Origin of the sequence: Streptomyces albus subsp. albus, from assembly GCF_000719865.1 — a bacterium.
Taxonomy (GTDB): Bacteria; Actinomycetota; Actinomycetes; order Streptomycetales; family Streptomycetaceae; genus Streptomyces; species Streptomyces albus_E.
In genome coordinates this window covers 304,707-327,805 of the sequence record NZ_JOID01000008.1, presented here as the reverse complement: position 1 = coordinate 327,805, position 23,099 = coordinate 304,707, and the positions used below count along the sequence as shown (strand labels likewise).

25 protein-coding genes and 1 tRNA gene are annotated in these 23,099 nt (G+C 74.3%); 16 read left to right on the top strand and 10 right to left on the bottom strand.

Annotated features, from left to right (window positions below):
- Positions 1-49: 49 nt before the first annotated feature.
- The 4 genes from IF83_RS0110300 to IF83_RS0110285 form a co-directional block, all read right to left on the bottom strand.
- Positions 50-610 carry a hypothetical protein gene (locus tag IF83_RS0110300; RefSeq protein ID WP_030543786.1) on the bottom strand — a complete coding sequence of 187 codons (561 nt, stop codon included), beginning with the start codon at positions 608-610 and terminating at the stop codon, positions 50-52.
- Positions 594-1,097, bottom strand: coding sequence for an RNA polymerase sigma factor (locus IF83_RS0110295; protein WP_030543785.1), 504 nt, complete (start codon positions 1,095-1,097; stop codon positions 594-596). Before IF83_RS0110295 ends, IF83_RS0110300 begins: the two co-directional genes overlap by 17 nt.
- Positions 1,098-1,185: 88 nt before the next feature.
- Positions 1,186-1,866, bottom strand: coding sequence for a class F sortase (locus IF83_RS0110290; RefSeq protein WP_051722659.1), 681 nt, complete (start codon positions 1,864-1,866; stop codon positions 1,186-1,188).
- 68 nt (positions 1,867-1,934) lie between these two features.
- Complete coding sequence (locus tag IF83_RS0110285) at positions 1,935-2,369, bottom strand: hypothetical protein (protein WP_030543783.1); 435 nt, start codon at positions 2,367-2,369, stop codon at positions 1,935-1,937.
- 346 nt (positions 2,370-2,715) lie between these two features.
- Here IF83_RS0110285 and IF83_RS0110280 point away from each other — a divergent pair, with 346 nt between their 5' ends.
- The 3 genes from IF83_RS0110280 to IF83_RS0110270 all read left to right on the top strand — a co-directional run bounded on the left by IF83_RS0110280 (position 2,716) and on the right by IF83_RS0110270 (position 5,422).
- Positions 2,716-3,363 carry a redoxin domain-containing protein gene (locus tag IF83_RS0110280; RefSeq protein ID WP_030543782.1) on the top strand — a complete coding sequence of 216 codons (648 nt, stop codon included), beginning with the start codon at positions 2,716-2,718 and terminating at the stop codon, positions 3,361-3,363.
- 6 nt (positions 3,364-3,369) lie between these two features.
- Positions 3,370-4,311, top strand: coding sequence for a cytochrome c biogenesis CcdA family protein (locus tag IF83_RS0110275; protein ID WP_244176963.1), 942 nt, complete (start codon positions 3,370-3,372; stop codon positions 4,309-4,311).
- A 220-nt stretch (positions 4,312-4,531) separates the two neighbouring features.
- Positions 4,532-5,422 (top strand): DUF72 domain-containing protein, encoded by an 891-nt coding sequence (locus IF83_RS0110270; protein ID WP_030543780.1) that lies wholly within the window; start codon positions 4,532-4,534, stop codon positions 5,420-5,422.
- Between the two features lie 171 nt (positions 5,423-5,593).
- On the opposite strand, the gene IF83_RS0110265 is transcribed toward IF83_RS0110270, so the two are convergent.
- A complete protein-coding gene (locus tag IF83_RS0110265) occupies positions 5,594-6,484 on the bottom strand; it encodes a universal stress protein (RefSeq protein WP_078843331.1) in 891 nt (296 codons plus the stop codon).
- Positions 6,485-6,681: 197 nt separating this feature from the next.
- Positions 6,682-9,153 (bottom strand): phosphoenolpyruvate synthase, encoded by a 2,472-nt coding sequence (ppsA, locus tag IF83_RS0110260; RefSeq protein ID WP_030543778.1) that lies wholly within the window; start codon positions 9,151-9,153, stop codon positions 6,682-6,684.
- A 200-nt stretch (positions 9,154-9,353) separates the two neighbouring features.
- On the opposite strand from ppsA, the gene IF83_RS0110255 reads away from it, so the two are divergent.
- Positions 9,354-10,106, top strand: a complete 753-nt coding sequence (locus IF83_RS0110255; RefSeq protein ID WP_030543777.1) for a glucose 1-dehydrogenase — start codon at positions 9,354-9,356, stop codon at positions 10,104-10,106.
- A 128-nt stretch (positions 10,107-10,234) separates the two neighbouring features.
- On the opposite strand, the gene IF83_RS0110250 is transcribed toward IF83_RS0110255, so the two are convergent.
- Positions 10,235-10,480, bottom strand: coding sequence for an acyl carrier protein (locus IF83_RS0110250; protein WP_030543776.1), 246 nt, complete (start codon positions 10,478-10,480; stop codon positions 10,235-10,237).
- 196 nt (positions 10,481-10,676) lie between these two features.
- Positions 10,677-12,512 (bottom strand): acetate--CoA ligase, encoded by a 1,836-nt coding sequence (gene acsA / locus IF83_RS0110245; protein WP_030543775.1) that lies wholly within the window; start codon positions 12,510-12,512, stop codon positions 10,677-10,679.
- A 128-nt stretch (positions 12,513-12,640) separates the two neighbouring features.
- Between acsA and IF83_RS0110240 the strand changes: the two genes are divergently transcribed.
- The gene (locus tag IF83_RS0110240; protein ID WP_030543774.1) at positions 12,641-14,011 is read left to right on the top strand and encodes a nicotinate phosphoribosyltransferase; all 1,371 of its coding nucleotides are present in this window, start codon (positions 12,641-12,643) and stop codon (positions 14,009-14,011) included.
- Positions 14,012-14,062: 51 nt separating this feature from the next.
- Here IF83_RS0110240 and IF83_RS0110235 read toward each other — a convergent pair whose 3' ends face one another.
- Positions 14,063-14,278 carry a DUF1918 domain-containing protein gene (locus tag IF83_RS0110235; RefSeq protein WP_030543773.1) on the bottom strand — a complete coding sequence of 72 codons (216 nt, stop codon included), beginning with the start codon at positions 14,276-14,278 and terminating at the stop codon, positions 14,063-14,065.
- A gap of 365 nt (positions 14,279-14,643) precedes the next feature.
- Between IF83_RS0110235 and IF83_RS0110230 the strand changes: the two genes are divergently transcribed.
- From IF83_RS0110230 to IF83_RS0110220, 3 genes are all read left to right on the top strand, one after another.
- A complete protein-coding gene (locus IF83_RS0110230) occupies positions 14,644-16,173 on the top strand; it encodes a M28 family metallopeptidase (protein WP_030543772.1) in 1,530 nt (509 codons plus the stop codon).
- Positions 16,174-16,348: 175 nt separating this feature from the next.
- The gene (locus tag IF83_RS0110225) at positions 16,349-16,645 is read left to right on the top strand and encodes a type II toxin-antitoxin system VapB family antitoxin (protein ID WP_030543771.1); all 297 of its coding nucleotides are present in this window, start codon (positions 16,349-16,351) and stop codon (positions 16,643-16,645) included.
- 140 nt (positions 16,646-16,785) lie between these two features.
- Positions 16,786-17,433: a LytR C-terminal domain-containing protein gene (locus IF83_RS0110220; RefSeq protein ID WP_037679402.1), complete on the top strand. Its 648-nt coding sequence runs from the start codon at positions 16,786-16,788 to the stop codon at positions 17,431-17,433.
- 117 nt (positions 17,434-17,550) lie between these two features.
- Here the strand turns inward: IF83_RS0110220 and upp are convergent, their stop codons facing one another.
- Entirely contained in the window at positions 17,551-18,186 is a 636-nt protein-coding gene (upp, locus tag IF83_RS0110215) for a uracil phosphoribosyltransferase (protein WP_030543769.1), read from the bottom strand.
- A gap of 211 nt (positions 18,187-18,397) precedes the next feature.
- On the opposite strand from upp, the gene IF83_RS0110210 reads away from it, so the two are divergent.
- The 8 genes from IF83_RS0110210 to IF83_RS0110175 all read left to right on the top strand — a co-directional run bounded on the left by IF83_RS0110210 (position 18,398) and on the right by IF83_RS0110175 (position 23,005).
- On the top strand, positions 18,398-18,595 hold the full coding sequence (locus IF83_RS0110210; protein WP_037679399.1) for a hypothetical protein: 198 nt from the start codon (positions 18,398-18,400) through the stop codon (positions 18,593-18,595).
- Positions 18,596-18,819: 224 nt separating this feature from the next.
- Positions 18,820-19,350 (top strand): tRNA adenosine deaminase-associated protein, encoded by a 531-nt coding sequence (locus IF83_RS0110205; protein WP_107046734.1) that lies wholly within the window; start codon positions 18,820-18,822, stop codon positions 19,348-19,350.
- A 37-nt stretch (positions 19,351-19,387) separates the two neighbouring features.
- Positions 19,388-19,933, top strand: coding sequence for a tRNA adenosine(34) deaminase TadA (gene tadA, locus IF83_RS30090; RefSeq protein WP_037679396.1), 546 nt, complete (start codon positions 19,388-19,390; stop codon positions 19,931-19,933).
- Between the two features lie 84 nt (positions 19,934-20,017).
- A tRNA-Ser gene (locus tag IF83_RS0110195) sits at positions 20,018-20,102 on the top strand.
- A gap of 213 nt (positions 20,103-20,315) precedes the next feature.
- The gene (locus tag IF83_RS34055; protein ID WP_167343579.1) at positions 20,316-20,480 is read left to right on the top strand and encodes a hypothetical protein; all 165 of its coding nucleotides are present in this window, start codon (positions 20,316-20,318) and stop codon (positions 20,478-20,480) included.
- Positions 20,481-20,583: 103 nt separating this feature from the next.
- Positions 20,584-20,877 carry a Dabb family protein gene (locus IF83_RS0110185; RefSeq protein ID WP_030543765.1) on the top strand — a complete coding sequence of 98 codons (294 nt, stop codon included), beginning with the start codon at positions 20,584-20,586 and terminating at the stop codon, positions 20,875-20,877.
- Positions 20,878-21,151: 274 nt separating this feature from the next.
- A complete protein-coding gene (locus tag IF83_RS0110180) occupies positions 21,152-21,991 on the top strand; it encodes an RNA polymerase sigma factor SigF (RefSeq protein ID WP_030543764.1) in 840 nt (279 codons plus the stop codon).
- 180 nt (positions 21,992-22,171) lie between these two features.
- A complete protein-coding gene (locus IF83_RS0110175; protein WP_030543763.1) occupies positions 22,172-23,005 on the top strand; it encodes an RNA polymerase sigma factor SigF in 834 nt (277 codons plus the stop codon).
- Positions 23,006-23,099: the final 94 nt, after the last annotated feature.

Below are 23,099 nucleotides of genomic sequence, written 5' to 3'. Positions count from 1 at the left end.
GGGGAGCGGCGTGGAGAGGCGGCGCCCGTGGGGTGCCGCCGCGGAGCGTCTACGGCGGTGTGCCGCCGCCGGGCGCTGGGGTGGCCGTCCCGGGCCGGTCCGCGGGCGGCTCGGTCGGTGAGGGGGTCGGTGTCGCCGGTGCCTTCGACGGTTCACGCGTGGCGGTGCCCGGGTCGGCCGGCGGGCGGGACTCCTGGGGGCGGGGGCTGCCGGAGGGAGGCAGGCCGGGGGACTCCGGCGCGGCGGACGGGGTGGGCCGCGGCGGCGGGGTGGAGGGCGTCGCGGGGCCGTGCGGGGGCGGCGCCTGGGGGGCCGTCGGGGACGCGGGCGCGCCGGGTGACGCCAGGTACAGCGGCAGGGCGACGAGGGCGGCGACGGCGCAGGACAGGGCGGCCCCGGCCGCGGTGCGGAGCAGCCGGCGGCGGGACGCGGCGCGGCGGATCGCCTCGTAGCGGCCGGGGGGCGGGCCGAGGGGGTCGGGGGCGGGGCGGAGGATCACCGCGAGGGGATCGTCGGGTCGGGAGGGTCCGCAGGGGTCGAAGGGCTCGAAGGGGTCGAAGGGCTCGAAGGGGTCGGAGTCCTGGCCGTCGCCGTCAAAGCGTGTGGTCAAGGCTTCTCCTCAGATGGGCACGGAGCAGTTCGCGGGCCGCGTGGAGGTCGGCCTTGACGGTTCCTTCCTTGCGCCCGGTCAGCGCGGACACCTCCCGGATCGGCATGTCAGCGTAGTAGTGCAGCAGGATCGGGACCCGCAGTCGCTGCGGCAGCGACTGGACGAGCAGCCGCACCGACGGGTCGGCCGGTTCGGTGTGCGGGCGGACGGCGGCCTCGGTGGTGGCCCGGCGCACGGCCCTGCGCTCGCGCTCCAGCTTGCGCCAGTGGTCCCGGACGAGGTTGGCCGCGGTGACGTAGAGGAAGCCGCGGGGCTCCTCCACGGACGTCCAGCGGGACCAGAGCCGGGTGAACGCCTCGGAGGCGATCTCGTGGGCCGTCTCGTCGTCGTCGACGAGACGGCGGCACCAGCCGGCGAGGCGCGGGTAGAGGGCGGCGAACAGCTCGGACGCCGCCTCGTCACGGGACCGTGCACGGGGCCGTTTCAACGTTCTCCAGGGTCGTGGGGGTGCCCGGAGGGAGGATGCCGGGCCGCCGGTGTGCGTTCCGCCGGCCGGCCCGGCATCCGTTCCGGTGTCAGGGCTTCGGGGCGTCCTGCTCGGTGAGCGCGGCGAAGACGATCACGCTGTCGCGGTACCCCTCGGCGGTCCGGGGGCCGCCGCACGTGATCAGCCGCAGTTCCGGGCGGGGCACGTCCCCGTAGACCTCCTCGGTCGGGAACTCCGCCTGGGCGACCGTCCGTACGGAGCCGACGGCGAAGGCCGCCGTCGTGCCGTCCTCCCGGTCCACCTCGATCCGGTCGCCCCCGCGCAGCCGCGCGAGATGCCGGAAGACCCCGTCCGCGTGGGCGCCGACCGTGACGTGGCCGAGGATGACCGACGGGCCGGCCCGCCCGGGGGGCGGCGAGTGCCGGTACCAGCCCGCCCGGTCGTTCGCCGTGGCCGGGGGCACCCGCACCGTGCCATCCGCCGCCAGCCCCAGCCGGATGACCGGGGTGTCGACCCCGATGGCCGGGATGCGCAGCGTGACGGGTGCCGCCCCCGGACCGCCGGGGGCCCGCCCCGGGTCCGCGGTGGCGGGGGAGGACGGCGAGGCCGCCGACGGTGGCGGTGGCGTGCCGCCGGCCGGCTCGGTCGCGGCCCGGTGGAGCCCTTGACCGCCGCAGCCCGCGAGCAGCGAGGACACCGCCGCGGCGGCGAAGGCGCGCCTGGACAGCGGGGTGGTCCGCCCGGGCCGGAGCGCCGTCCGCCCGGGCAGGGCCGTCGTCCTCCCCGGCAGGGCCGCCGTCCGCCCGGACGGCGGAGCCCCGCGCCCGGAGAGCCGGTTCACGCCCCGGTCGCCCGCCGGCGGCGTACGACGAAGGCCGCCGCACCACCCGCGACGAGCACCGCGGCGGCACCGCCGCCGATCAGTCCGCCCGCGGTGGTCCCGCCGGACGGCGCGGCGTCCGCCGTCACGCCGGTGTCGGGCGCGCCCGACGGTACGAGGGTGACCTGGCCCTCGGCCGGAGGCTCGGGCGCGGGAGTCGGCTCGGCCTCGGCCGTGCCGTCGGAGGGCGCGACGGTGGGGACCGGGGAGGCCGGGGCCGGCGACGCCTCGGAGGGTTCGGCCGTGGGGGCCGGAGTGGCGTCGGCCGGGGCGGTGTTCGCGGCCGGGCGGGCCGTGAGGGCCTCGGCCGCCCCGCCGGCGAACGCGGGTCCGGTGCCGGCGAGCACGGCGGTGCACGCGAGTGCCAGGGAACTGAGGACGGTTCGGCGCATGGGATCGCTCTCTTTCGTCGGTCCGCCCGCTACTCGGCGGCCCTCCCGGTACGCGGCGGGCCGAGGGACGGATCGTGCGGAGAGACGAGGCGGCGGTGGAGCGCGTTGTAAAGAGATGGCAAAGTCCGGCGACCGGGACCTCCAAGAGCTGTGGAACAGCGTCGTGTTCGGCCGCCCGGGCGGCCCTTCACGGAAGCCGGGACACCGGTCGGCTGCGGGCGGGGGCGAGCGCCCGGCGCGGTCGGCATCGACGGCCGCGGCGTCACGGAACCGTAAGCACCGATCAGGCCCTCGCCGGGCCGCCTGCGCCTAGATTCACCGCTGACGCCGAAACCCTGGAGCTGCCGTGCGAGTTCGTGTCCGTGCCCGTGCCCGTGCCCGTGCCCGTCGCCCGTTCCTTCCGGCCGCCCTCGCGGCCGTCGTCCTGTTCGCCGTCGCCGGATGCGGGTCCGGCACGGGTTCCGGTGCGTCCGGCGACCCGGGGAAGGCGGGGACCACCGGCGGTTCCGCCCCGGAGGCCGGGTCCGGAGACGACACGGGCGCGGACGGCGGGGAGCAGGGCGGGGACGCGGAAGGGGTGGCGAAGGTGCCGGACGCCTTCCGCTTCACCGGGGAGACCCTGGACGGGCAGAAGTTCGACGGAGCGGAGCTCGCCGGCAAGCCCACCGTTCTGTGGTTCTGGGCCCCGTGGTGCCCCAAGTGCAAGGCGCAGGGCCCGGAGACCGCGAAGGTGGCGCAGGAGTTCGAGGAAAAGGCCCACGTGGTCGGGGTCGCGGGTCTGGACAAGCCGGCGGCCATGAAGGAATTCGTCGGCTCGGCGAAGGTCGGCGGCTTCCCGCAGCTGAACGACGAACCGGGCGCGCTGTGGCGCAAGTTCGGCATCACCGAGCAGAGCACGTACGTGGTGCTCGACAAGACGGGGAAGAGGGTCTTCACCGGGAACCTGCCCGCCGGTGAGGGACTGGCGGGCAAGGTCGGCGAGCTGGTCGGCTGATCCGCCGTGCCGGACCTCGCCCTCACGACGCTCACCCTGGCCTTGACGGCGGGCATGCTCGCCGCGGTGAACCCGTGCGGTTTCGCACTGCTGCCCGCCTATCTCTCCCTGCTCGTCCTGGGCGGCGGCGGGGAGGACACCCCCTCGCGGACGACGCTGGTCGGCCGCGCGCTGACCGCGACCGCCGCCATGACGGCCGGCTTCACGGCCGTCTTCGCCGTGTTCGGGCTGGTCGTCGCCCCCGTCGCCGGACAGGTGCAGCGTCATCTGCCCTGGTTCACCGTCGTGTTCGGGCTGCTGCTGGGTCTCGTCGGGATCTGGCTGCTGGCCGGACGCCAACTGCCCGCGCTGCTGCCCAAGCTGCGCCGCGCGCCCGCCGTCTCCCGGTCCCTGCCGTCCATGGCGCTGTTCGGCGGCGCCTACGCCATCGCCTCCCTGGGCTGCACCATCGCGCCGTTCCTCGCCATCGTGGTCTCTGCCTTCCGCGGCGGTTCGGTGCTGCGGGGCGTGGTGCTCTTCGCCGCCTATGCGGCGGGGATGGGCCTGATCACCGGTGCCGCCGCACTGTCGGTGGCCCTGACCCGGACCGCACGGGTGGGCGGGCTGCGCCGGCTCGGCGGTGCCGCGTCCCGGCTGGGCGGCGGGCTGCTGCTCCTGGCCGGCGCCTATGTGGCGTACTACGGCTGGTACGAGATCCGGGCGCTGGACGGCGGTCCGGTCGCCGACCCCGTGGTCGACGGCGCGGGGACCGTGCAGAGGCTGCTCGCGGGGATGCTGGCGGAGGCCGGCGTGCCGGTGGTTGCGGCGGTGTTCGCCGTGTTGTCGGCGGGGGCGCTCATCCTCCGTCTCCGCCACGTCCGCCGGACCGCGAGCACGGCACCGGTGCCGGGGAACGGCCCGGACGGTGCGACCGGGGGACCGGCCCGGCGCACCCCCGAGCACCGGTGACGTTCGTCCACGTGTTCGCCGGCACCGAGCTGCCCGGGAGCCCTTCCCGGGAGCTCCGGCACCGTCTCCCGTTCCGCCCCGGCGCGGCCCGCGCTCCGGCGGCCGCTTCGGCACCCCCGGGCTTCCGTCCCGAACCCCGGGCGTTCGCCCGCCCCAACCAGCGGCCCCCGGACGGCGGTCGGCGTGCCGTGTCGCGCCCCCGGCCGGGTAACCGGGCGTCATGGACGGGATTCTGGTGGGGACGTGTTCCTGGACGGACCGTGCGCTGATCGCCTCCGGCTGGTATCCGCCCGGCCGCCGGGACGCGGAGGGGCGGCTGCGGCACTACGCCGAGCGCTTCCCGGTCGTCGAGGTCGACGCCTCGTACTACGCCCTGCCGAGCCGCCGCAACAGCGTGCTCTGGGCCGAACGCACCCCGCCCGGCTTCGTGTTCGACGTCAAGGCGTTCTCCCTGCTCACCGGGCATCCGACGCCGCAGGCGGCTCTGCCCGCCGATCTGCGTCCCGCGCTGCCACGGCAGCGGGGGCGCGGCACCGGAGGCACCGATCCGGCGCTGCTCGACGAGGTGTGGCAGCGCTTCACCTCGGCGCTCGAACCCCTGCGCGAGGCCGGACGGCTCGGCACCGTCCTGTTCCAGTTCCCGCCGTGGTTCGCGCCCGGCGCGCGGGCCGAAGGGGTCCTCGGCGCCTGCGCCGAGCGCACCGCGGGCTGGCCGGTCGCGGTCGAGTTCCGGCACCCGGACTGGTGGCGCGAGGACGCCCGCGACGCCACGGCCGCCCTGCTGACGCGACTGGGCTTCGCGGCCGTGGCGGTCGACATGGCGCAGGGCCTGCCCGCCTCGGTCCCGCCGGTCACCCCGGTGACGTCGCGGCGGCTCGGCGTGGTCCGCTTCCACGGACGCAGCCCCGCCTGGGGAACCGGCAGCAAGGAGGACCGGTTCCGGCACGGCTATACGGAGCCCGAACTGGTCGCGTGGCTGCCCCGGTTGCAGGCGATGGCGGGGCGGGCGGAACGGCTGCACGTGCTGTTCAACAACTGCTGCGGTGACGCGGCCGTCCGGGCCGCGGAATCGATGCGGGGGCTGCTCGGGCTGCCGGCCGGGGTCGTCTGAGCCGCCGCCGCGGACCGCGTGACGGCTCGGCACGCGGACCGTGCGGCGGCTCGGCACGCGGACCGTGCGGCGGCTCGGCACACGGACCGTGCGGCGGCTCGGCACGCGGACGGCGACGGCCCGTCCTGCGGCCTGTGTGACCGTCCGTCTCCCGGCCCGCCGGCGGCCGACTCACGGCCCTTCGGCCGCCTCCGGGACGACGAGGACGTCGCAGACCGCCTCCTGCGTGACATGCCGGGCGACACTGCCGAGCAGGGCACGGCCCAGCCGGTGGTGCCGGGTACCGGCGCCGACCACGACCAGTCCCGCGCCGTAGCGGTCGGCCAGCTCGGGGACGGCGTCCTCCGCGCGGCCCGGGGTGACCAGGATCCGCTCGGGCGGCGGTACGAGTCCGGCCGCCGCCCGCTCGATCTCCGCCCGCGTCCGCTCGGTGGCCGCGCCGCGCAGCTGTTCCAGTTCGGGTTCGCCCATCCCCCGCATCAGCAGCAGATGCTCGCCGGGGACGGTGGTGGCGTGCGCCAGCAGGTGCTCCGCGTCCGGGGTCAGCGCGATGCCGGTACCGGCCGCGGCGAAGGAGGACCCGGACGCGTCGACGGCGAGCAGCACCCGGCCGTAGGGCACCTCGGGCGGGGTCCGTACGACGAGGACGGGGATGTCGCTCGCCCGTACGAGGTTCTGCGGGGTGCCGCCGAGCGTCCCCCCGTCCCTCCGGTGCCCGCCGTGCGCCGCGACGACGAGCAGGTCCGCGTCCCGCTCCCCGGCCTCGTCCAGGAGTCCGGCCGCGACATTTCCGGAGCGCACCACGACCTGCGTCCCCACCCCTGCCGCGCACCGGTCGAGCTGCTCCCGCAGCCGGTCACCGGCGTGCGACAGGAGAGCGGGGTCCAGATCCGGGTCGGTCACGTGGACGGCGGTCAGCGCGGCGCCGTGCTGCGCGGCGAGCGCCGCGGCCCGTACGACGGCCTGCTCCGCGTGACCGGAGAGGTCGGTGGCCACCAGCACGTGCCGGGGCGGCTTCGCGTGCACCGGCGCTGTTCCCGCCGTTCCCGCCTGATGAGACATGCCGTCACGCTAGCCCGCCACCGGCCGCGGCGGCACCCTCGGACGGCGTCCCGGACCGCGGAACCTCGCACCACCCGGCGAGCGCGGTCCACCGGGGAGGGTCGTGAACGGTGGCGGCGATACCCGGCACCGCCCGTCGGCGTTCGGACCCCGCGCCCGCTCCGCCGCCGCGTCCGCTCCGCCGTCCCGCCGCGCGTTCAGGCGCCGTGCCCGCCCGCGCCGGGACCCCGCTCCCGGCCCGCACCGCCCGTACCGCCCGCGCCGCCGGCCGCGTCCCGTTCCGCCCGCGCCACGTTCTCCTTGACGAGCAGGAAGCTGTCCGGCGTGACGGAGATGGAGTCGATGCCGGCGCCCACCAGGAAGCGGGCGAAGTCCGGGTCGTCGCTGGGACGCTGGCCGCACAGTCCGGTCTTGCGTCCCTTGTCGTGCGCCGTCTCGATCAGGTATTCAATGCCGCGGGTGACGGCCGGGTCGCGCTCGTTGAACGCCGAGGCCAGCAGCTCCGAGTCGCGGTCGATCCCCAGGGTCAGCTGGGTGAGGTCGTTGCTGCCGATGGAGAAGCCGTCGAAGCGGTCGGCGAACTCCGCCGCGAGGACGATGTTCGAGGGGATCTCCGCCATCACGTAGATCTCCAGCCCCTCCCGGCCGCGCTCCAGGCCGTGGGCGGCCATCGTCTCCAGCACCCGGTCGGCCTCCGTGAGGGTGCGGCAGAACGGGATCATGACGACCGTGTTCGTCAGCCCCATCTCGTCGCGCACCCGGCGGATGGCGCGGCACTCCAGGGCGAAGCCCTCCCGGTAGCCCTCGCTGTAGTAGCGGCTGGCACCGCGCCAGCCCAGCATGGGGTTCTCCTCCCCCGGTTCGAACGGCTCGCCGCCGATGAGCCGGGCGTACTCGTTGGTCTTGAAGTCGCTCATGCGGACGATGACCGGCTTGGGCCACCAGGCGGCGGCGATCCGGGCGACGCCGTGGGCCAGCCGGTCGACGAAGAAGGCCGTCTTGTCGTCGTAGCCGCGGGTGAGGGCGTCGATGCGGGCGCGGGCCTCCGCGTCCTCCAGGGTGTCGTAGTGGACGAGCGCCATCGGGTGAACCTTGATGTGGTTGTTGACGACGAACTCCATCCGGGCCAGCCCCACACCGTCCGCCGGCAGCCGCCACCAGCGGAAGGCCGCCGAGGGATTGGCGATGTTCAGCATGACCCGCGTGCGGGTGGGCGCGATGTCCGCGAGGTCGATCTCGCGTTCCTCGTAGTCGAGGATGCCGGGGTAGACGTGGCCCTCCTCGCCCTCGGCGCAGGAGACGGTGATCTCGTGGCCGCTGCTCAGCTCGGTGGTGGCGTTCCCGGTGCCCACGACGGCGGCGAGGCCCAGCTCCCGGCTGACGATGGCGGCGTGCGAGGTGCGGCCGCCGCGGTCGGTGACGATGGCCGCCGCCCGCTTCATGATCGGTTCCCAGTCGGGGTCGGTGGCGCCGGTGACCAGGACGGCCCCGTCCTCGAAGTCGGCGATCTCCCGCGCGGTCCGCAGCCGGCAGACCTTGCCGGTGGCGATGGCGTCGCCGACGGCCAGGCCGGTCACCAGCGGACCGTCGTGGCCGGTCAGCCGGTACGAGCGGAGGGTCGCGGCCTCCTTGCGGGTCTGCACGGTCTCCGGGCGGGCCTGGACGACGGAGAGTTCACCGGTCCGCCCGTCCTTGGCCCACTCCAGGTCCATCGGGCGGCCGTAGTGCTCCTCGACGACGACGGCCCACTCGGCGAGCGCAAGGATCTCCTCGTCGCCGAGGACGCAGGACGTCCGCTCCTCCTCCGAGGTCTCCACGGTCTCGGTCGGCGCCCGCCCCGGTCCCCCGGGCCCGTAGACGATCTTCGTCTGCTTGCGGCCGGCCGTCCGGGAGATCACCGGCTTCAGCCCCGGCCGGCCGAGCAGCGGCTTGAAGACCAGGTACTCGTCCGGGTCCACGGTGCCGGAGACGACGGACTCGCCCAGCCCGTACGCCGCGTTGACCAGCACGACGCGGGGGAAACCGCTGTCCGTGTCGAGGGTGAACGCGACCCCGGCGCCCGCCAGATCGGAGCGGACCATCTCCTGGACGCCCACGGACAGCGCCACGTGCAGATGGCCGAATCCGTGGTGCTCGCGGTAGCTGATCGCCCGGTCGGTGAAGAGCGAGGCGTAGCAGCGCCGGCAGGCGTCGAGCAGCGCCTCCTCGCCGGTGATGTTGAGGAAGGTCTCCTGCTGCCCGGCGAAACTGGCCTCGGGCAGGTCCTCGGCGGTGGCGCTGCTGCGCACCGCGACGTCCGGGTCGTCCCGCCCCAGCCGGGCGGCGAGCGCCCGGTAGGCCTCCCGCACGGCGGCGGTCAGGCGGGGCGGGAGCTCCGCGCCGAGGATCAGCTCCCGGATCGCCCGGCCGGCCTCCGCCGGTGGCACGGTCCCCGCGCGCAGCGCGTCGAGCCGTTCCCGGACGCGGTCCCGCAGCCCGCCGGTGTCCAGGAACTCCTCGTAGGCGGCGGCGGTGGTGGCGAAGCCCGGGGGAACCCGGACGCCCCGGGCGGAGAGGGTGGAGATCATCTCGCCCAGGGAGGCGTTCTTGCCGCCGACCACCGCGACATCGCCGGAGGAGAGGTCCTCGAACCACCGCACCATGGCGGGCCCGGCATCCTGACTGGCCATGCGGCCCGGGTAACCCCGAACGGGCGAGCAAAACAGACCATAACGGATATCTCTTCGCCCGGCCGAACGCCCCTGCTCCCTCCGCCGTACGCGCCGCGAACGGGACCGTTGTCCCCGCCAGCCGGGGCCGTTCCTCCCTGGCGGAGCCGGCGGGCGGGCAGCAGGATGAAGATCAACGCACCGACGAACAGGGAGCTGACATGGGCCGCTTGAACGGTCGTACGGCCATCATCACGGGCGGGGCGCGGGGCATCGGCGCGGCCATGGCCCGCCTGTTCACCGCGGAGGGCGCCTCCGTCGTCATCGGCGACGTGCTGCGCGATGAGGGCGAGGCGCTGGCCGCCGAACTGGGCCCCGCCGCCCGCTTCCAGCCGCTGGACGTCACCGCCGCGGAGGACTGGTCCGCCGCCGTCGCGGCGGCCGAGGAGGCGTACGGACCGGTGTCCGTGCTGGTCAACAACGCGGGCGTCGTCGACTTCGCCACCGTCGGGGAGCAGAGCCCCGAGGCCTTCCGGCGCGTCCTCGACATCAATCTCTACGGCGCCTGGCTGGGCATGCACACGGCTCTGCCGTCGCTGCGCCGGGCGGGCGGGGGCGCCGTCGTCAACGTCTCGTCCACGGCGGGGCTGATGGGCTACGCCAACCTCGGCGCCTACACGGCGAGCAAGTGGGGTCTGCGCGGTCTGACGAAGTCGGCGGCGCTGGAGATGGCCCCGGACGGGGTGCGCGTCTGCTCCGTCCACCCCGGCCCGATCGCCACGCCGATGACCGCCGGACTGGACCCGTCCCTGGTCGCCACCCAGCCGATCCAGCGCTTCGGGGAGCCGGAGGAGGTCGCGCGGATGGCGCTGTTCGTCGTCGCGGACGCGACGTTCTCCACCGGCTGCGAGTTCGTCGTGGACGGCGGCGCGACCACCGGTTCCCCGCTGCTGGTGGAGGCCCCGGAGGAGTGAACCGTGCCGGTGCCGCCGGGGAGGCGCCGGCCCGGCGGTGCCCTGCGGTGCACGGAGCCGGCCCCGGCGGGCCACCGGTACGCCACCGCGCACACGGCCCGTCAGGGCGCCACCGCGCACACGGCCCGTCAGGGCGCCCGCTCCGCCACGAAGTCGGCGGCGCCCTCGAGGGTGTCCAGGGCCGGGTAGTCCGCGTCGTCGATGTGGTAGCCGGTGCGCTCGGCCAGCTTCGTCACCACGCCCAGGAAGTCCAGCGAGTCCAGTTCCAGCACCTCGCGGAAGGGCGCGTCACCCGGCAGCCCGTCCACGTCGGCGTTCGGGGCGACGCTGAGGATCGCTTCCTTGACGGCCGCGAGGGCCTCGGTCCGGTTCACGGTGCCTCCGGTCTCTGCGGCGGTCGGTTCGGGGCGGCCGACGGCGGGAACGGCGCGGGAACGCCGGTGCGAAGCCTGCCCCCAGCGGCCCGTACCCGCCGGGCCCCGGCGGCCCGCACGCGCCGGGCCGTCCGCGCGTTCGCACGCCCGTCCGCACCCGGGCCCCCGGTCGCCCGCCGGCCCGTCCGCGCCGCGCTCACGCCGCGCCCCTCAGCCCGGGCGGACCGCCTTCCGTCGACCCGGTCCCGCGGGCCCGCAGCAGCCGCCGCATCACCTTGCCGCTGCGCGTCTTCGGCAGCTCGCGGTCGAAGACGATGTCCCGGGGCGCCACCGCCGGCCCGAGCCGCTCCCGGCCGAACGCGAGCAGTTCCCGGCGGAGTTCGGGGGTCTCCCGCTCGCCGGGCCGCAGGCTGACGAACGCCTTCACGATCTCGCCCGCCACCGGATGCGGCGTCCCGACGACCCCGGCCTCCGCGACGGCCGGATGCTCCATCAGGGCGCTCTCCACCTCGAACGGCCCGATCAGGTGCCCGGACGACACGATCACGTCGTCGGCGCGGCCCACGAACCAGTACCAGCCGTCCTCGTCCACCCGCGCCACGTCCCCGGTCAGATACCAGCCGCCGGCGAAGCACCGCTCGTAGCGCTCCCGGTCGTGCAGATAGCCGCGGAACATGGACGGCCAGCCGGGCCGCAGCGCCAGCTCCCCCTCGGCACCCGGCTCGGTCAGCACCCGCACCCGGCCGCCGGTCACCAGCGCCCGCCCGTCCCCGCCCCGCTCCAGCACCGCGGCCTCGACGCCGGGCAGCGGACGGCCCATGGAGCCCGGCCGGATCTCCCCGGCCGCCGGGTTGGCGATCAGGATGCAGCCGGTCTCGGTCTGCCACCAGGTGTCGTGGACCGGCAGCCCCAGCACCTCCCGCCCCCAGCGCACCACCTCCGGGTTCAGCGGCTCCCCGACGCCGGCGACGAAACGCAGCCGGGGCAGCCGGGGCGGCTCCGCGCCGCCGGGCAGCCGGTGCGGCCCGCGCCGCGGGACGGCGCGCATCAGCATCCGGAGCGCGGTGGGGGAGGTGTACCAGACGGTGACCTCCTGCTCGGCGAGGATGCGCAGCCAGCGCTCCGCGCCGTACTCGCCCTCGTCGACGATCACCGTCGCCCCGTGGGTGAGCGGGGCGATCAGGCCGTACGACATGCCGGTCACCCAGCCCGGGTCGGCGGTGCACCAGTAGACGTCGTCCGGGCGCAGGCCGAGGGCCGAGGCGGCGGTGGCGTGGTGGGCCACGACGGCCTCGTGGACGTGGACCGCGCCCTTGGGCGGCCCGGAGGTGCCGCTGGTGAAGTGGAGCAGCGCCATGTCGCCGGGTCCGGTCGCGACGGTGGTGTACCGCTCCCCGGCCGCGCCGGTGGCCGCCAGGGCCCGGTCGAAGGAGAGCACGCCGGGCTCCGGGCCCTGCCCGGGGACGGCCGCGCCCTCGTGGCCGAGCAGGAGGACGTACTCCAGCTCGGGCAGGTGTTCCCGCGCGTCCGCGACCTTGCGGTGGTACAGCGCCTCCGTCGTCACCAGCACCCGCGCGTCGCCCCGCCGCAGCCGCTGCCGCACCGGCCCGGGGCCGAACGAGGAGAACAGCGGCGCCGCCACACTGCCGTGCTTCAGCGTGCCGAGCACGGCCGTGAACAGCTCCGGGCAGGGCCCCAGCAGGGTGCAGACCCGGTCGCCGCGCCCCACCCCCAGCCCGGCCAGCACCTGCGCGAACCGGGCGCTGCTCCGCGCCAGTTGCGCGTAGCTGACGGTGCTGGTGCGACCGTCGCGGTGGACACGGCGCAGCGCCGCCCGGTCCCCCCGCCCCGCCGCCACATGGCGGTCCACCGCCTCGTACGCGATGTTGAGACGGCCGCCGGGCAAGCCCGCGAGCCGCTCGCGCGCCGCGTCCCAGCCGGACTGCTGCCGCTCCTCCCGCGGCCGGCCGTGGTCCCGGCCCTTCGCGCTGCCGGGCGGATGCGGGCTCTTGCGGAGGGTGTGCGCTGCCATGACCGGTCCTCTCCTGACGCCTGCCAGGTACCCCCAGCATGGTGGATTCCACACCAACCGGCACATCGGAGGCGCATGCCGCGTTCTCCGTACATGCCGCGTGCCCGGCCGGGCCGGATACTGCCGTCATGACCGGAGAAGCGCCGTCGCGGGACGTCCTCACCACCGACCTCTACGAGGCGACCATGTGCCTCGCCTATCTGCGGGAGGGGATGACCGGCGAGGCCGTCTTCAGCCTGTTCGTCCGCAAGCTCCCGCCCGGCCGCGGCTTCCTCGTCGCCGCGGGCCTCGAAGCGGCGCTCGACCACCTTTCCCGGCTCCGCGTCGGCCCCGCCGAGGCGGCCGCCTTCGCGGCGGCGATGAACCGGCCCGCCGGGGAGCTGGAGGCGATGAACGGCCTGGAGTTCCGCGGCGAGGTCCGCGCCGTCCCCGAGGGCCGGATCGTGCTGGCCGGCGAACCGCTGCTGGAGGTCACCGCGCCGCTGCCGCAGGCCCAGCTCGCGGAGACCATCCTGCTCAACCAGCTCAGCCACCAGACGGCGGTCGCCTCCAAGACGGCCCGCTGCGTTCTCGCCGCCCGCGGCCGCCCGGTCGTGGACTTCGCGCTGCGCCGGACCCACGGCACCGAGGCCGGCCACGCCATGGCCCGGCTGAGCGCCCTCACCGGCTTCGCGGGCACCAGCGACGTCGCCGCCGCCCACGCCTACGGCCTGCGGGCCGTCGGCACCATGGCGCACTCCTACATCGAGGCGTACGAGGACGAGGAGACCGCCTTCCACGCCTTCGCCCGCGCCCACCCCGGCCCGGTGACGCTGCTGGTGGACACCTACGACACCGAGGCCGGCGTCCGCACCGCCGCGCGCGTGCTGCGCGACCTCGGCTACGGCCCCGGCTGCGCGATCCGCCTCGACAGCGGGGACCTGGGCGAACTGGCCGTCCGCTCCCGGCACATCCTCGACGCGGCCGGGCTGCCCGAGGTGCGGATCACGGCGAGCGGCGGCCTGGACGAGTACGAGATCGAACGGCTGGTGGAGTCGGGCGCCCCGATCGACACCTACGCGGTCGGTACCAAGGCCGGCGTCTCAGCCGACGCCCCGTATCTGGACTCCGCCTACAAGCTCGTCGCCCACGAGGGGCGGCCGGTCATGAAGCTGTCGCGCCGGAAGGTCACCCGGCCGGCGGCCAAACAGGTCTTCCGCCGCCCCGGCCTGCGGGACACCGTCGCGCTCCGGGACGAGCCGGTGCCGCCGGGCGCCGAACCGCTGCTGGAGACGGTGATGACCGGCGGCCGGCGCACCGGCCCGGCGCTCACCCCGGCGGCCGCCCTCGACGCCGCCCGGCGCCGCTTCGAGGCCGATCTGGCCCAACTGCCGGACGCCGCCCGCCGGATCAGGGACCCACGGGCCCCGGAGGCGCAGATCTCCGGGGCGCTGACCCGGCTCACCGATGAGGTGCGCCGGCGGATCGAGACCCGCGTCCTGGGCACGCCGCGCCACTGAGGGCAGCACCGGGCGGGGCCGCCGCCGGGGCGGGGCGGGCTCGGGCGGGCGTCAGGACCGGCGGTCCGGTCCGCCCTCGTGGTGCAGATGGCGGATGTGCGCGTCGGGTCCGGGGAAGACCACGCTCACCCGGCCGGTGTCCGACCAGCGCACGTCGTACGGGGGTGAGCCGTCGGCGTGGTGCAGCCCGACGATCTCACCGTCCCGCCGGGCGCCGCCCGTCGTTCCGCTCTCCACCACGATCTGGTCGCCGAGCTGTGCCCGCATCGTCCTCACCGCTCTCGTCCGAAAGCTTCCGGGGCTTCCGCTTCCAGCGTGGCACGCCCGCGCGAAGGGGGCGCGGTGGCGAAGGGAACGGCCCCGTCCGGGCGCCCTTCCGGCCCTCCGCCCCGCGTACCCGTCCGGCCGCACCCGCGCGGCGGGGCCGGGGGCCGAACGTGAAAATTCGAGGTGAAAGCGTCGCGGCCGTTCCCAGCGGCCACCCGCATCCCTTAACTTTCCCTTCCACACGGACTGTTCGCATCACGGATTCGAACCACCGGATGCCGGACAGTCCGCCGCCGACCGCCCCCCATCGGCCCAGCCCTCTGCCGGAAGGATCTTCCGTGGAAGCTCGCCACCCGCGCCGGGCGATAGCGGCCATCGCCGCCGCCGCGCTCGCCACTCCGCTGCTGCTGGCCTCGGCCGGCCCGGCCACCGCCCAGCAGGACCCGGCCCACCGCGCCGCCCACCTCGCAAAGAAGCTGGTCAAGCACTCCTCCGCCGAGAACGCCCACCGCCACCTGGAGAGATTCCAGGCGATCGCCGACTCCACCGGCGGCCACCGCGCCGCAGGCACCCTCGGCTACGACGCGTCCGCCGCCTACGTCTACAAACTGCTCAAGAAGGCCGGCTACCAGGTCTCCTACGACGACTTCACGTTCGTCTACACCGAGACGCTCGCCGAGAAGCTCTCCGTGGTCACGCCCGACGCCCGGGACATCGAGGTCTCGGCCATGACCTACACCACCAGCACCCCCGAGGGCGGCATCACCGCCCCCGTCGCCGCCGCACCGGTGGACGAGGACGGCACCAGCGGCTGCGACGCCGCCGACTACGCCGGCCAGACCTTCACCGGGAAGGTCGCGCTCATCAAGCGCGGCGGCTGCACCTTCGCTCAGAAGCAGGCCACGGCCGCCGACGCCGGAGCCGTCGGGGCGATCATCTACAACAACACCGACGGCGCCCTCGCCGGGACCCTCGGCGCCGCGGACGCCGGCCGCATCCCCACCGGCGGCATCACCCAGGAGGCCGGTGAGGCCCTCGCCGCCGAGGCCACGCAGGGCGAGGTCACGGTGACGTACGAGATCCGGGCCCTCCAGGAGGAGCGCACCACCCGCAACGTCATCGCGGAGACCCGCGGCGGACGGGCCGACCGCACCGTGATGCTCGGCGCCCACCTCGACTCCGTCGCCAAGGGCCCCGGCATCAACGACAACGGATCCGGCTCGGCCGGTCTGCTGGAAGTGGCGCTGCAACTGGCGAAGGCCCACGACAAGCCCGCCAACAAGGTGCGCTTCGCCTGGTGGTCGGCCGAGGAACTGGGTCTGCAGGGCGCCGAGAACTACGTCGCCGATCTCAGCGAGGCGCAGCGCGAGCAGATCGAGCTGTACCTCAACTTCGACATGATCGCCTCGCCCAACTACGGCCTCTTCGTCTACGACGGCGACGACTCCGACGCCGTGGGCGCCGGACCGGGCCCCGAGGGATCCGCCCAGATCGAGCGCCAGATCACGGACTTCCTCGACCGCAGCGGCACGCCGCACGCGGGCACGGACTTCACCGGGCGCTCGGACTACGGCCCCTTCATCGAGGCCGGCATCCCCTCGGGCGGCACCTTCACCGGCGCCGAGGGCGTCAAGACGGAGCAGCAGGCCGAGCTGTTCGGCGGGCAGGCGGGCGTCGCGTACGACCCCTGCTACCACGAGGCGTGCGACGACCTGTCGAACGTCAGCATGGAGGCCTTCGACGCCAACATCGACGTGATCGCCAACGCCGTCGGCACCTACGCCCACGACCTGCGCTCCCTCACCGAGCCGGTGGAGTCGGTGCCCACCGACGGTGACGCGGGCAGCGGCGGCGGTCTGCACGACGGCCACACGCACGACCGCCCCACCGAGTAACACCGGCGGAGCCGGGCACCCCGGCCGCCTGCCTCCCCGCCGCGCGTGACCGCGGACGCCGGGCCCTCCGCCCGGCGTCCGCGGCGCACGCGCGGGCGCTCCGGACACGGATCGCCGCGAACCGGCTCCCGCCGCGAGGCTGCGCCCGGAGTGCCCGGCCCGGTAGGCTTTCCGTGTGATCTTCAAGCGCATCGGAAACGGGCGGCCGTACCCGGACCACGGCCGGGACAGCACCCGCCAGTGGGCGGACGTGGCTCCCCGCCCGGTCCGCCTCGACCAGCTGGTGACGACCAAGGGACAGCTCGACCTGGAGACGCTCCTCGCCGAGGACTCGACCTTCTACGGCGATCTCTTCGCGCACGTCGTGAAGTGGCAGGGCGACCTCTACCTGGAGGACGGGCTGCACCGCGCCGTCCGCGCCGCGCTCCAGCAGCGCCAGGTGCTCCACGCCCGCGTGCTCGAACTCGGCTGACCAGGCCGGCCGCCGGCCCGCCCCGGGGGATCGCGCGAGGTCGCGGCAGGACCGCGGGGACTGCCCCTTTCGGGTTGAGGGGCCCGCCACACATTGATCCTTTAGTAGGCAGAAATGACAGCCCGCACTACGCTGCGCCCATGAGCATGCTCACTCCTCCCGGCATGGGCGGGAAGTACCGCATCACGGGCAACCGTTACCCGCGGATGCGCAGGCCGCGGCACCGACGCGTCGTTCTCGCGGCGATCGGCGCCACCGCGGCCGTCGCCCTCATCGGGTGGGGCACGTTCCAGGTCGTCGGCATCTTCTCGGGCGGCGGGGTCGAGGCCCGCGCGGCCGCCGGCGCCAAGAACTGCGGGGTGGGCCGGCAGGCGAGCGCGTCCCCCGCTCCGAAGCCGAGGGTGCTGCCGAAGCCCGGCCAGATCACGGTCAACGTCTACAACGCCACCACCCGCGGCGGGCTGGCCAAGAAGACGGCCACGGCGCTGAAGAAGCGCGGCTTCACGATCGGCAAGGTGGACAACGCCCCGGCCGCGTACGACAAGAAGGTCAAGGACGCCGCGCTGCTGCTGGGCGCGCCCGCGGCGGAGAAGGGCGCGTTCGAGGTGCTCGGCGCCCAGCTCACCGGTGCGAGGACGAAGCAGGACAAGAGCCGCGAGAAGCCGGCCGAGATCGACTTCATCATCGGCAAGGCCTTCACCAAGCTGGTCCCCGAGGAGCGGGCCGTCGAGACGGTCACCGCCCTCGTCAGCCCCTCGCCGAAGCCCTCCGCCCGCCCGGAGTGCTGAACCGGCCGCCGAAAGCGGCGGAGCCCGCCACCCCATCGGGTGGCGGGCTCCGCCGCGTGGGTACGGGGCCGCGCGGGTCCGGGCCGCGGGGGTCCGGGTCGCGTGGGGTGACGGAGGTCAGCCCGCGGTGCCGTACATGCGGTCCCCCGCGTCACCGAGGCCGGGCACGATGTAGCCGTGCTCGTTCAGCCGCTCGTCCACCGCGGCCGTCACGACCGTGACCGGAGCGCCGTTCAGCTCCCGCTCCATCAGGTCGACGCCCTCGGGCGCCGCGAGCAGGCAGAGGGCGGTGACGTCGTCCGCGCCCCGGGTGATCAGCTCATTGATCGCCGCGACCAGCGTGCCGCCGGTCGCCAGCATCGGGTCCAGGACGTAGACCTGCCGCCCGGAGAGGTCGTCCGGCATCCGGGTCGCGTACGTCGACGCCTGCAGCGTCTCCTCGTTGCGGAGCATGCCGAGGAAGCCCACCTCGGCGGTGGGCAGCAGCCGCACCATGCCCTCCAGCATCCCCAGGCCGGCCCGCAGGATCGGCACGACCAGGGGGCGCGGGTGGGAGAGCCGCACCCCGGTGGTCGCGGTCACCGGGGTCTCGATGCCGACCTGTTCGGTGCGCACATCGCGCGTGGCCTCGTAGGCGAGCAGGGTCACCAGTTCGTCGGCGAGCCGCCGGAAGGTGGGGGAGTCGGTGCGCTTGTCGCGCAGTGTGGTGAGTTTGTGCGCCACCAGCGGGTGGTCGACGACGTGGATCCGCATGGCACCGACACTAACCGCTCCCCGGGCGGGCGTGCGCCGGGGCGTGCGCCGCGCGGGACCGGAGGCGCACGCCCCGGTCCGCCTTCCCGGCGTCCGGTCGCATCAACGCGCGCGCTCGGGGAAAGTGGGAGGAATACCCCCCGGGCCACGGCGCCCGGGACCTGGCACTGCCGTTCGGGCAGTGCGGCGAGCGGATGGGAAGGGTGTCTGCATGGCGCACCGCGACCGGGGAACCGACGAGGCGGCGCCGGCGACCGCGGCGGAGGCCGCCGCGGAGCGGCGCCGGCGCCGTGCCCAGTTCCTGCGCGAACTCCACGAGGCCCGGGAGCTCCGCGACCGGGTGCAGCCGCGGCGCGCCCGCGCCGCCCGGATGCGCCAGCAGATGAGGATGCGCACCTTCCGCTGGTGAGCGGGGGCGAAGCTCCCGGGACACACCCCCGACAGCCGTACCCCGCCCCCCAATTCGGAGCAGCTTCGAACCGTCCCGATCAGGCCTGATAAGAGACCGATCACAGGACTGGTACACGACGCACAGTCGAAGACCTCTCACAATGGCGCTGTTTCTGCCACGATTCCGAGTGGACGGGACAGCGGAACCAACCGCGCCGCCCGGTACGTCCCCGGCACACGCCTATGACCAGTGGGAGAGTCACGGTGTACTTCGCCGCACTGCTCGCGCGCACCGAAGACGGGTGGGAAGCGAGCGACACAGAGCTCGACGACGTGGAGTCCCTGGCCGATCTGATGGATCTGGCCCGAGGGGCATCGACCGACGACGACACGGTGATCGCCTTCATCGAACAGGAGGACGCCTGGTTCGGCCTCCTGCGGGTCGACGGCGAGGAGGATCCGCGCATCTTCATCTCCGACGGGGCGGCCGCCGCCCGCAGCTCGTACGGCGAGATCCTGCTCACCGACGAACTGCTCGGCAGGAACCCGGACGACCTCGACGGCTTGGTCGACCTCGACGGCACGGAGGACGGCGAGCCGGAGGACGAGGAGGAGACCGCCGACGACGGCGTGCCGCCCGGCCCGATCGGGGACTCGCTGGTGCTCGACGACCTCGGGATGGCCGAACGGGAACTGCTGTCCCTGGACACGGACGCGCTCAGCTCGATCGCCGACGCCCTCGGCTGCGTGGACGTCCTGGAAGCGGTCCGCTGAGCCGCGGGCCGCACCGCCCCTGCCCGACACTGTCCCCATGGACGACATCCCTCCCCCGGCCGGACCGGGCGTACGGACCGGCCGGCCCGGCACCGACGGCCCTGCCGAGCCCTCACCCGATCCGGTACGCGACCGCTGGCGGCCCCCCATGCACCTGGCCCTGGCCGAGGCCGTCCGGGCACCGGAGACGGGTGACGTCCCGGTGGGCGCCGTCGTCCTCGGCCCGGACGGTTCCGTGCTCGGCCGCGGCCGCAACGAGCGGGAGGCCACCGGCGACCCGACGGCGCACGCCGAGGTCCTCGCGCTCCGCGAGGCGGCCCGCGCCCTCGGCGAGTGGCGGCTGTCCGGCTGCGCTCTCGTGGTGACCCTGGAGCCCTGCACCATGTGCGCGGGCGCCGCCGTCCTCTCCCGCGTCGACCGGATCGTGTACGGCGCCCCCGACGCCAAGGCGGGCGCGGCCGGCTCGCTCTGGGACGTCGTACGGGACCGCCGGCTCAACCACCGCCCGGAGGTGATCCACGGGGTGCTCGCCGAGGACTGCGCCGCCCTGCTGACCCGCTTCTTCCGCGGCGGGGACGCCTGACGGTCCCGCGCCGCGGGGCCGCGCCGCCGGGGCCGCGGGGAACCGGATTTCGATCCCGGGGCCGCCTCCGCTAAGCTCTCTCCCGGTAGCGTGTCCGAGCGGCCGAAGGAGCTCGCCTCGAAAGCGAGTGTGGCGCAAGTCACCGAGGGTTCAAATCCCTCCGCTACCGCTCTCCGTGAAGGGCCCCGCCGATCCGGCGGGGCCCTTCACGCGTTCCCTTTCCGCATCCTCCGCGGCATCGGGTATCCCCAGGCCACCGGCCCGTTGCCCGGAGCGGAAAGATCGCCCTACGCTCTGGCCCCGCACCCGTGTTCGGGCGCTAGACTCACGCGACTGCTCAGGGGGCAGCACGCTCGGCACCGGAGCAGGGAGGCGTTCCGACATGGCACAGGCGAAGAAGATCGCGATGTATCTGCTCATCGTCTTCGTGCTGTACACGATCATCACCTCCCCCGACCGGGCCGGAGAGCTCGTCCAGATAGGCTTCGACGGCATATCCACCGCCGCCAAGGGCGTCGGCGATTTCATGTCCCGGCTGGTCAACTGAGCCGTCCGGCGTCCCGGTCACGGGCCTCCGGCGACCGGCCGGAGCCGCCGGTCCCCGCCGGTCCGGCGAGCCGTGAGCCCGTGAGCCCTGCGAGGAGCGTCCCGTGATCCGCCATCTGGTCCTGATCAAGCTGAACGACGGCGTGCGGCGCGACGACCCGCGGGCCGTCGCCGGCGCCGAGGCGTTCCGCCGGCTCGGCGACGTCATCCCGGAGCTGGAGTTCTGGGAGTGCGCCTGGAACATCACCGACCGGCCCATCGCCCACGACTTCGCCATCAACTCCGCCGTGGCCGACACGGACGCCCTGCGGCGCTACCTGGAGCACCCGGCGCACCAGGCCGCCGCGGCGATGTGGCGCGAGTTCGCCACCTGGGTGATCGCCGACTACGAGTTCTGAGGCCGCGACCGGCCGCGGGCGGCCCCTCACCCACCCCGGGTGAGGGGCCGCCGCCGTACCCGGCCCCGACCCGAACACCCCCGGGGCACACCCGCGAGCGGGCGCGGGACGCCCGGAGCGGCTGATCCGCAACGACTGCCGGGCCGGCGTCACCGGCCGCGCCGACGGCCCAACTTGCCACGGACACGGCGGTATCCGGTGCTTGCACACGACGCGCATGTCTTGTGATGCTATGACCGCTTTTGCCGGATGATGACTTCTGTGAAGGGGTGGCATGACCGCTTCGGCTCGCACCGCGCCCGCTGCGCCCGCGACACCCTTCCGGAGCGGCATCGGCCGATCCCGCGAAAGCCGGGGCGCCGACACCCGCGCCCTCACCCAGGTCCTCTTCCAGAAGCTCTCCGGACTGACCCCCGGCACCGCCGAGCACGCCCGGGTGCGCACCGCCCTGATCGAGGCGAACCTGCCGCTGGTGCGCTACGCCGCCGCCCGCTTCCGCAGCCGCAACGAGCCGATGGAGGACGTGGTCCAGGTCGGCACCATCGGCCTGATCAACGCCATCGACCGGTTCGACCCCGAACGCGGCGTCCAGTTCCCCACCTTCGCCATGCCCACCGTCATCGGCGAGATCAAGCGCTACTTCCGCGACAACGTCCGCACCGTCCACGTGCCTCGCCGGCTGCACGAGTTGTGGGTCCAGGTGAACGGCGCCACCGAGGATCTGACGGTGCAGCACGGACGGTCCCCCACCACCGCCGAGATCGCCGAGCGCCTGCGCATCCCCGAGGAGGACGTGCTCGCCTGCATCGAGGCCGGCCGCTCGTACCACGCGACCTCGCTGGAGGCGGCCCAGGAGGGCGACGGGCTGCCCGGCCTGGTCGACCGGCTGGGCTACGAGGACCCGGCGCTCGCCGGTGTCGAGCACCGCGATCTGGTGCGGCATCTCCTGGTCCAGTTGCCCGAGCGCGAGCAGCGCATCCTGATGCTCCGCTACTACAACAATCTGACGCAGTCGCAGATCAGCGCGGAGCTGGGGGTCAGTCAGATGCACGTGTCACGGCTGCTGTCGAGGAGCTTCGCGCGCCTGAGGTCCGCCAATAGAATCGAGGCGTAACCGGGACGAGTGGTCATTCCGGCGCAGATAAATCGACTTGGCACTACAGCGCGTTGCCGACATGTGACATTCTGCTGGAACTGTGTTTGCCGCGGCGCCGCTTCCGGTATTCAGGTGGAGGCCGGCTCTCCTCTTCCGGGAGGATGCCGCTGCGACTCGTCCGCAACCCAAGGGGGTGGCATGTCCGTAGAACTGGGCAGCTCGAAGGTGCTCACCACTGACGCACCGCAAGTGTTTGACGACGGCGCCGCCATCGACACCCGCACCCTCTCCCGCTCCCTGTTCCTGCGGCTCGCCCTTCTCGACCAGGACAGCCCCGAGCGTGCCTACGTCCGGGACACCCTGATCGAGCTGAACCTCCCCCTGGTGCGCTACGCCGCCGCCCGCTTCCGTAGCCGCAACGAACCGATGGAGGACATCGTCCAGGTCGGCACCATCGGCCTGATCAAGGCGATCGACCGGTTCGACTGCGAACGGGGCGTGGAGTTCCCCACCTTCGCGATGCCGACCGTCGTGGGGGAGATCAAGCGCTTCTTCCGGGACACCAGCTGGTCCGTGCGGGTCCCGCGCCGGCTCCAGGAGCTGCGGCTCGCGCTCACCAAGGCGAGTGACGAGCTCTCCCAGCAGCTCGACCGCTCCCCGACCGTCCCCGAGCTCGCGGCCTGCCTCGGCGTCTCGGAGGAGGACGTCGTCGACGGCCTCGCGGTGGGTAACGCCTACACTGCCAGCTCCCTGGACTCGCCCACCGCCGAGGAGGACGGCACCGAGGGCTCCCTCGCGGACCGTCTGGGCTACGAGGACACGGCGCTGGAGGGCGTCGAGTACCGGGAGTCGCTCAAGCCGCTGCTGGCCAAACTCCCGCCCCGGGAGCGGCAGATCATCATGCTCCGCTTCTTCGCCAATATGACGCAGTCCCAGATCGGCGAGGAGGTCGGCATCTCCCAGATGCACGTCTCCCGGCTCCTCACCCGCACCCTCGCCCAGCTCCGCGAGGGCCTCGTCTCGGAGGAGTGACCGCCGCGGGCCCCCGCGGCCGGTGACGCGTACGCGCGGACGGCCGCCACAGCACTCTCCGGTGCTGTGGGGCCCGTCCGCGCGACGAGGGACG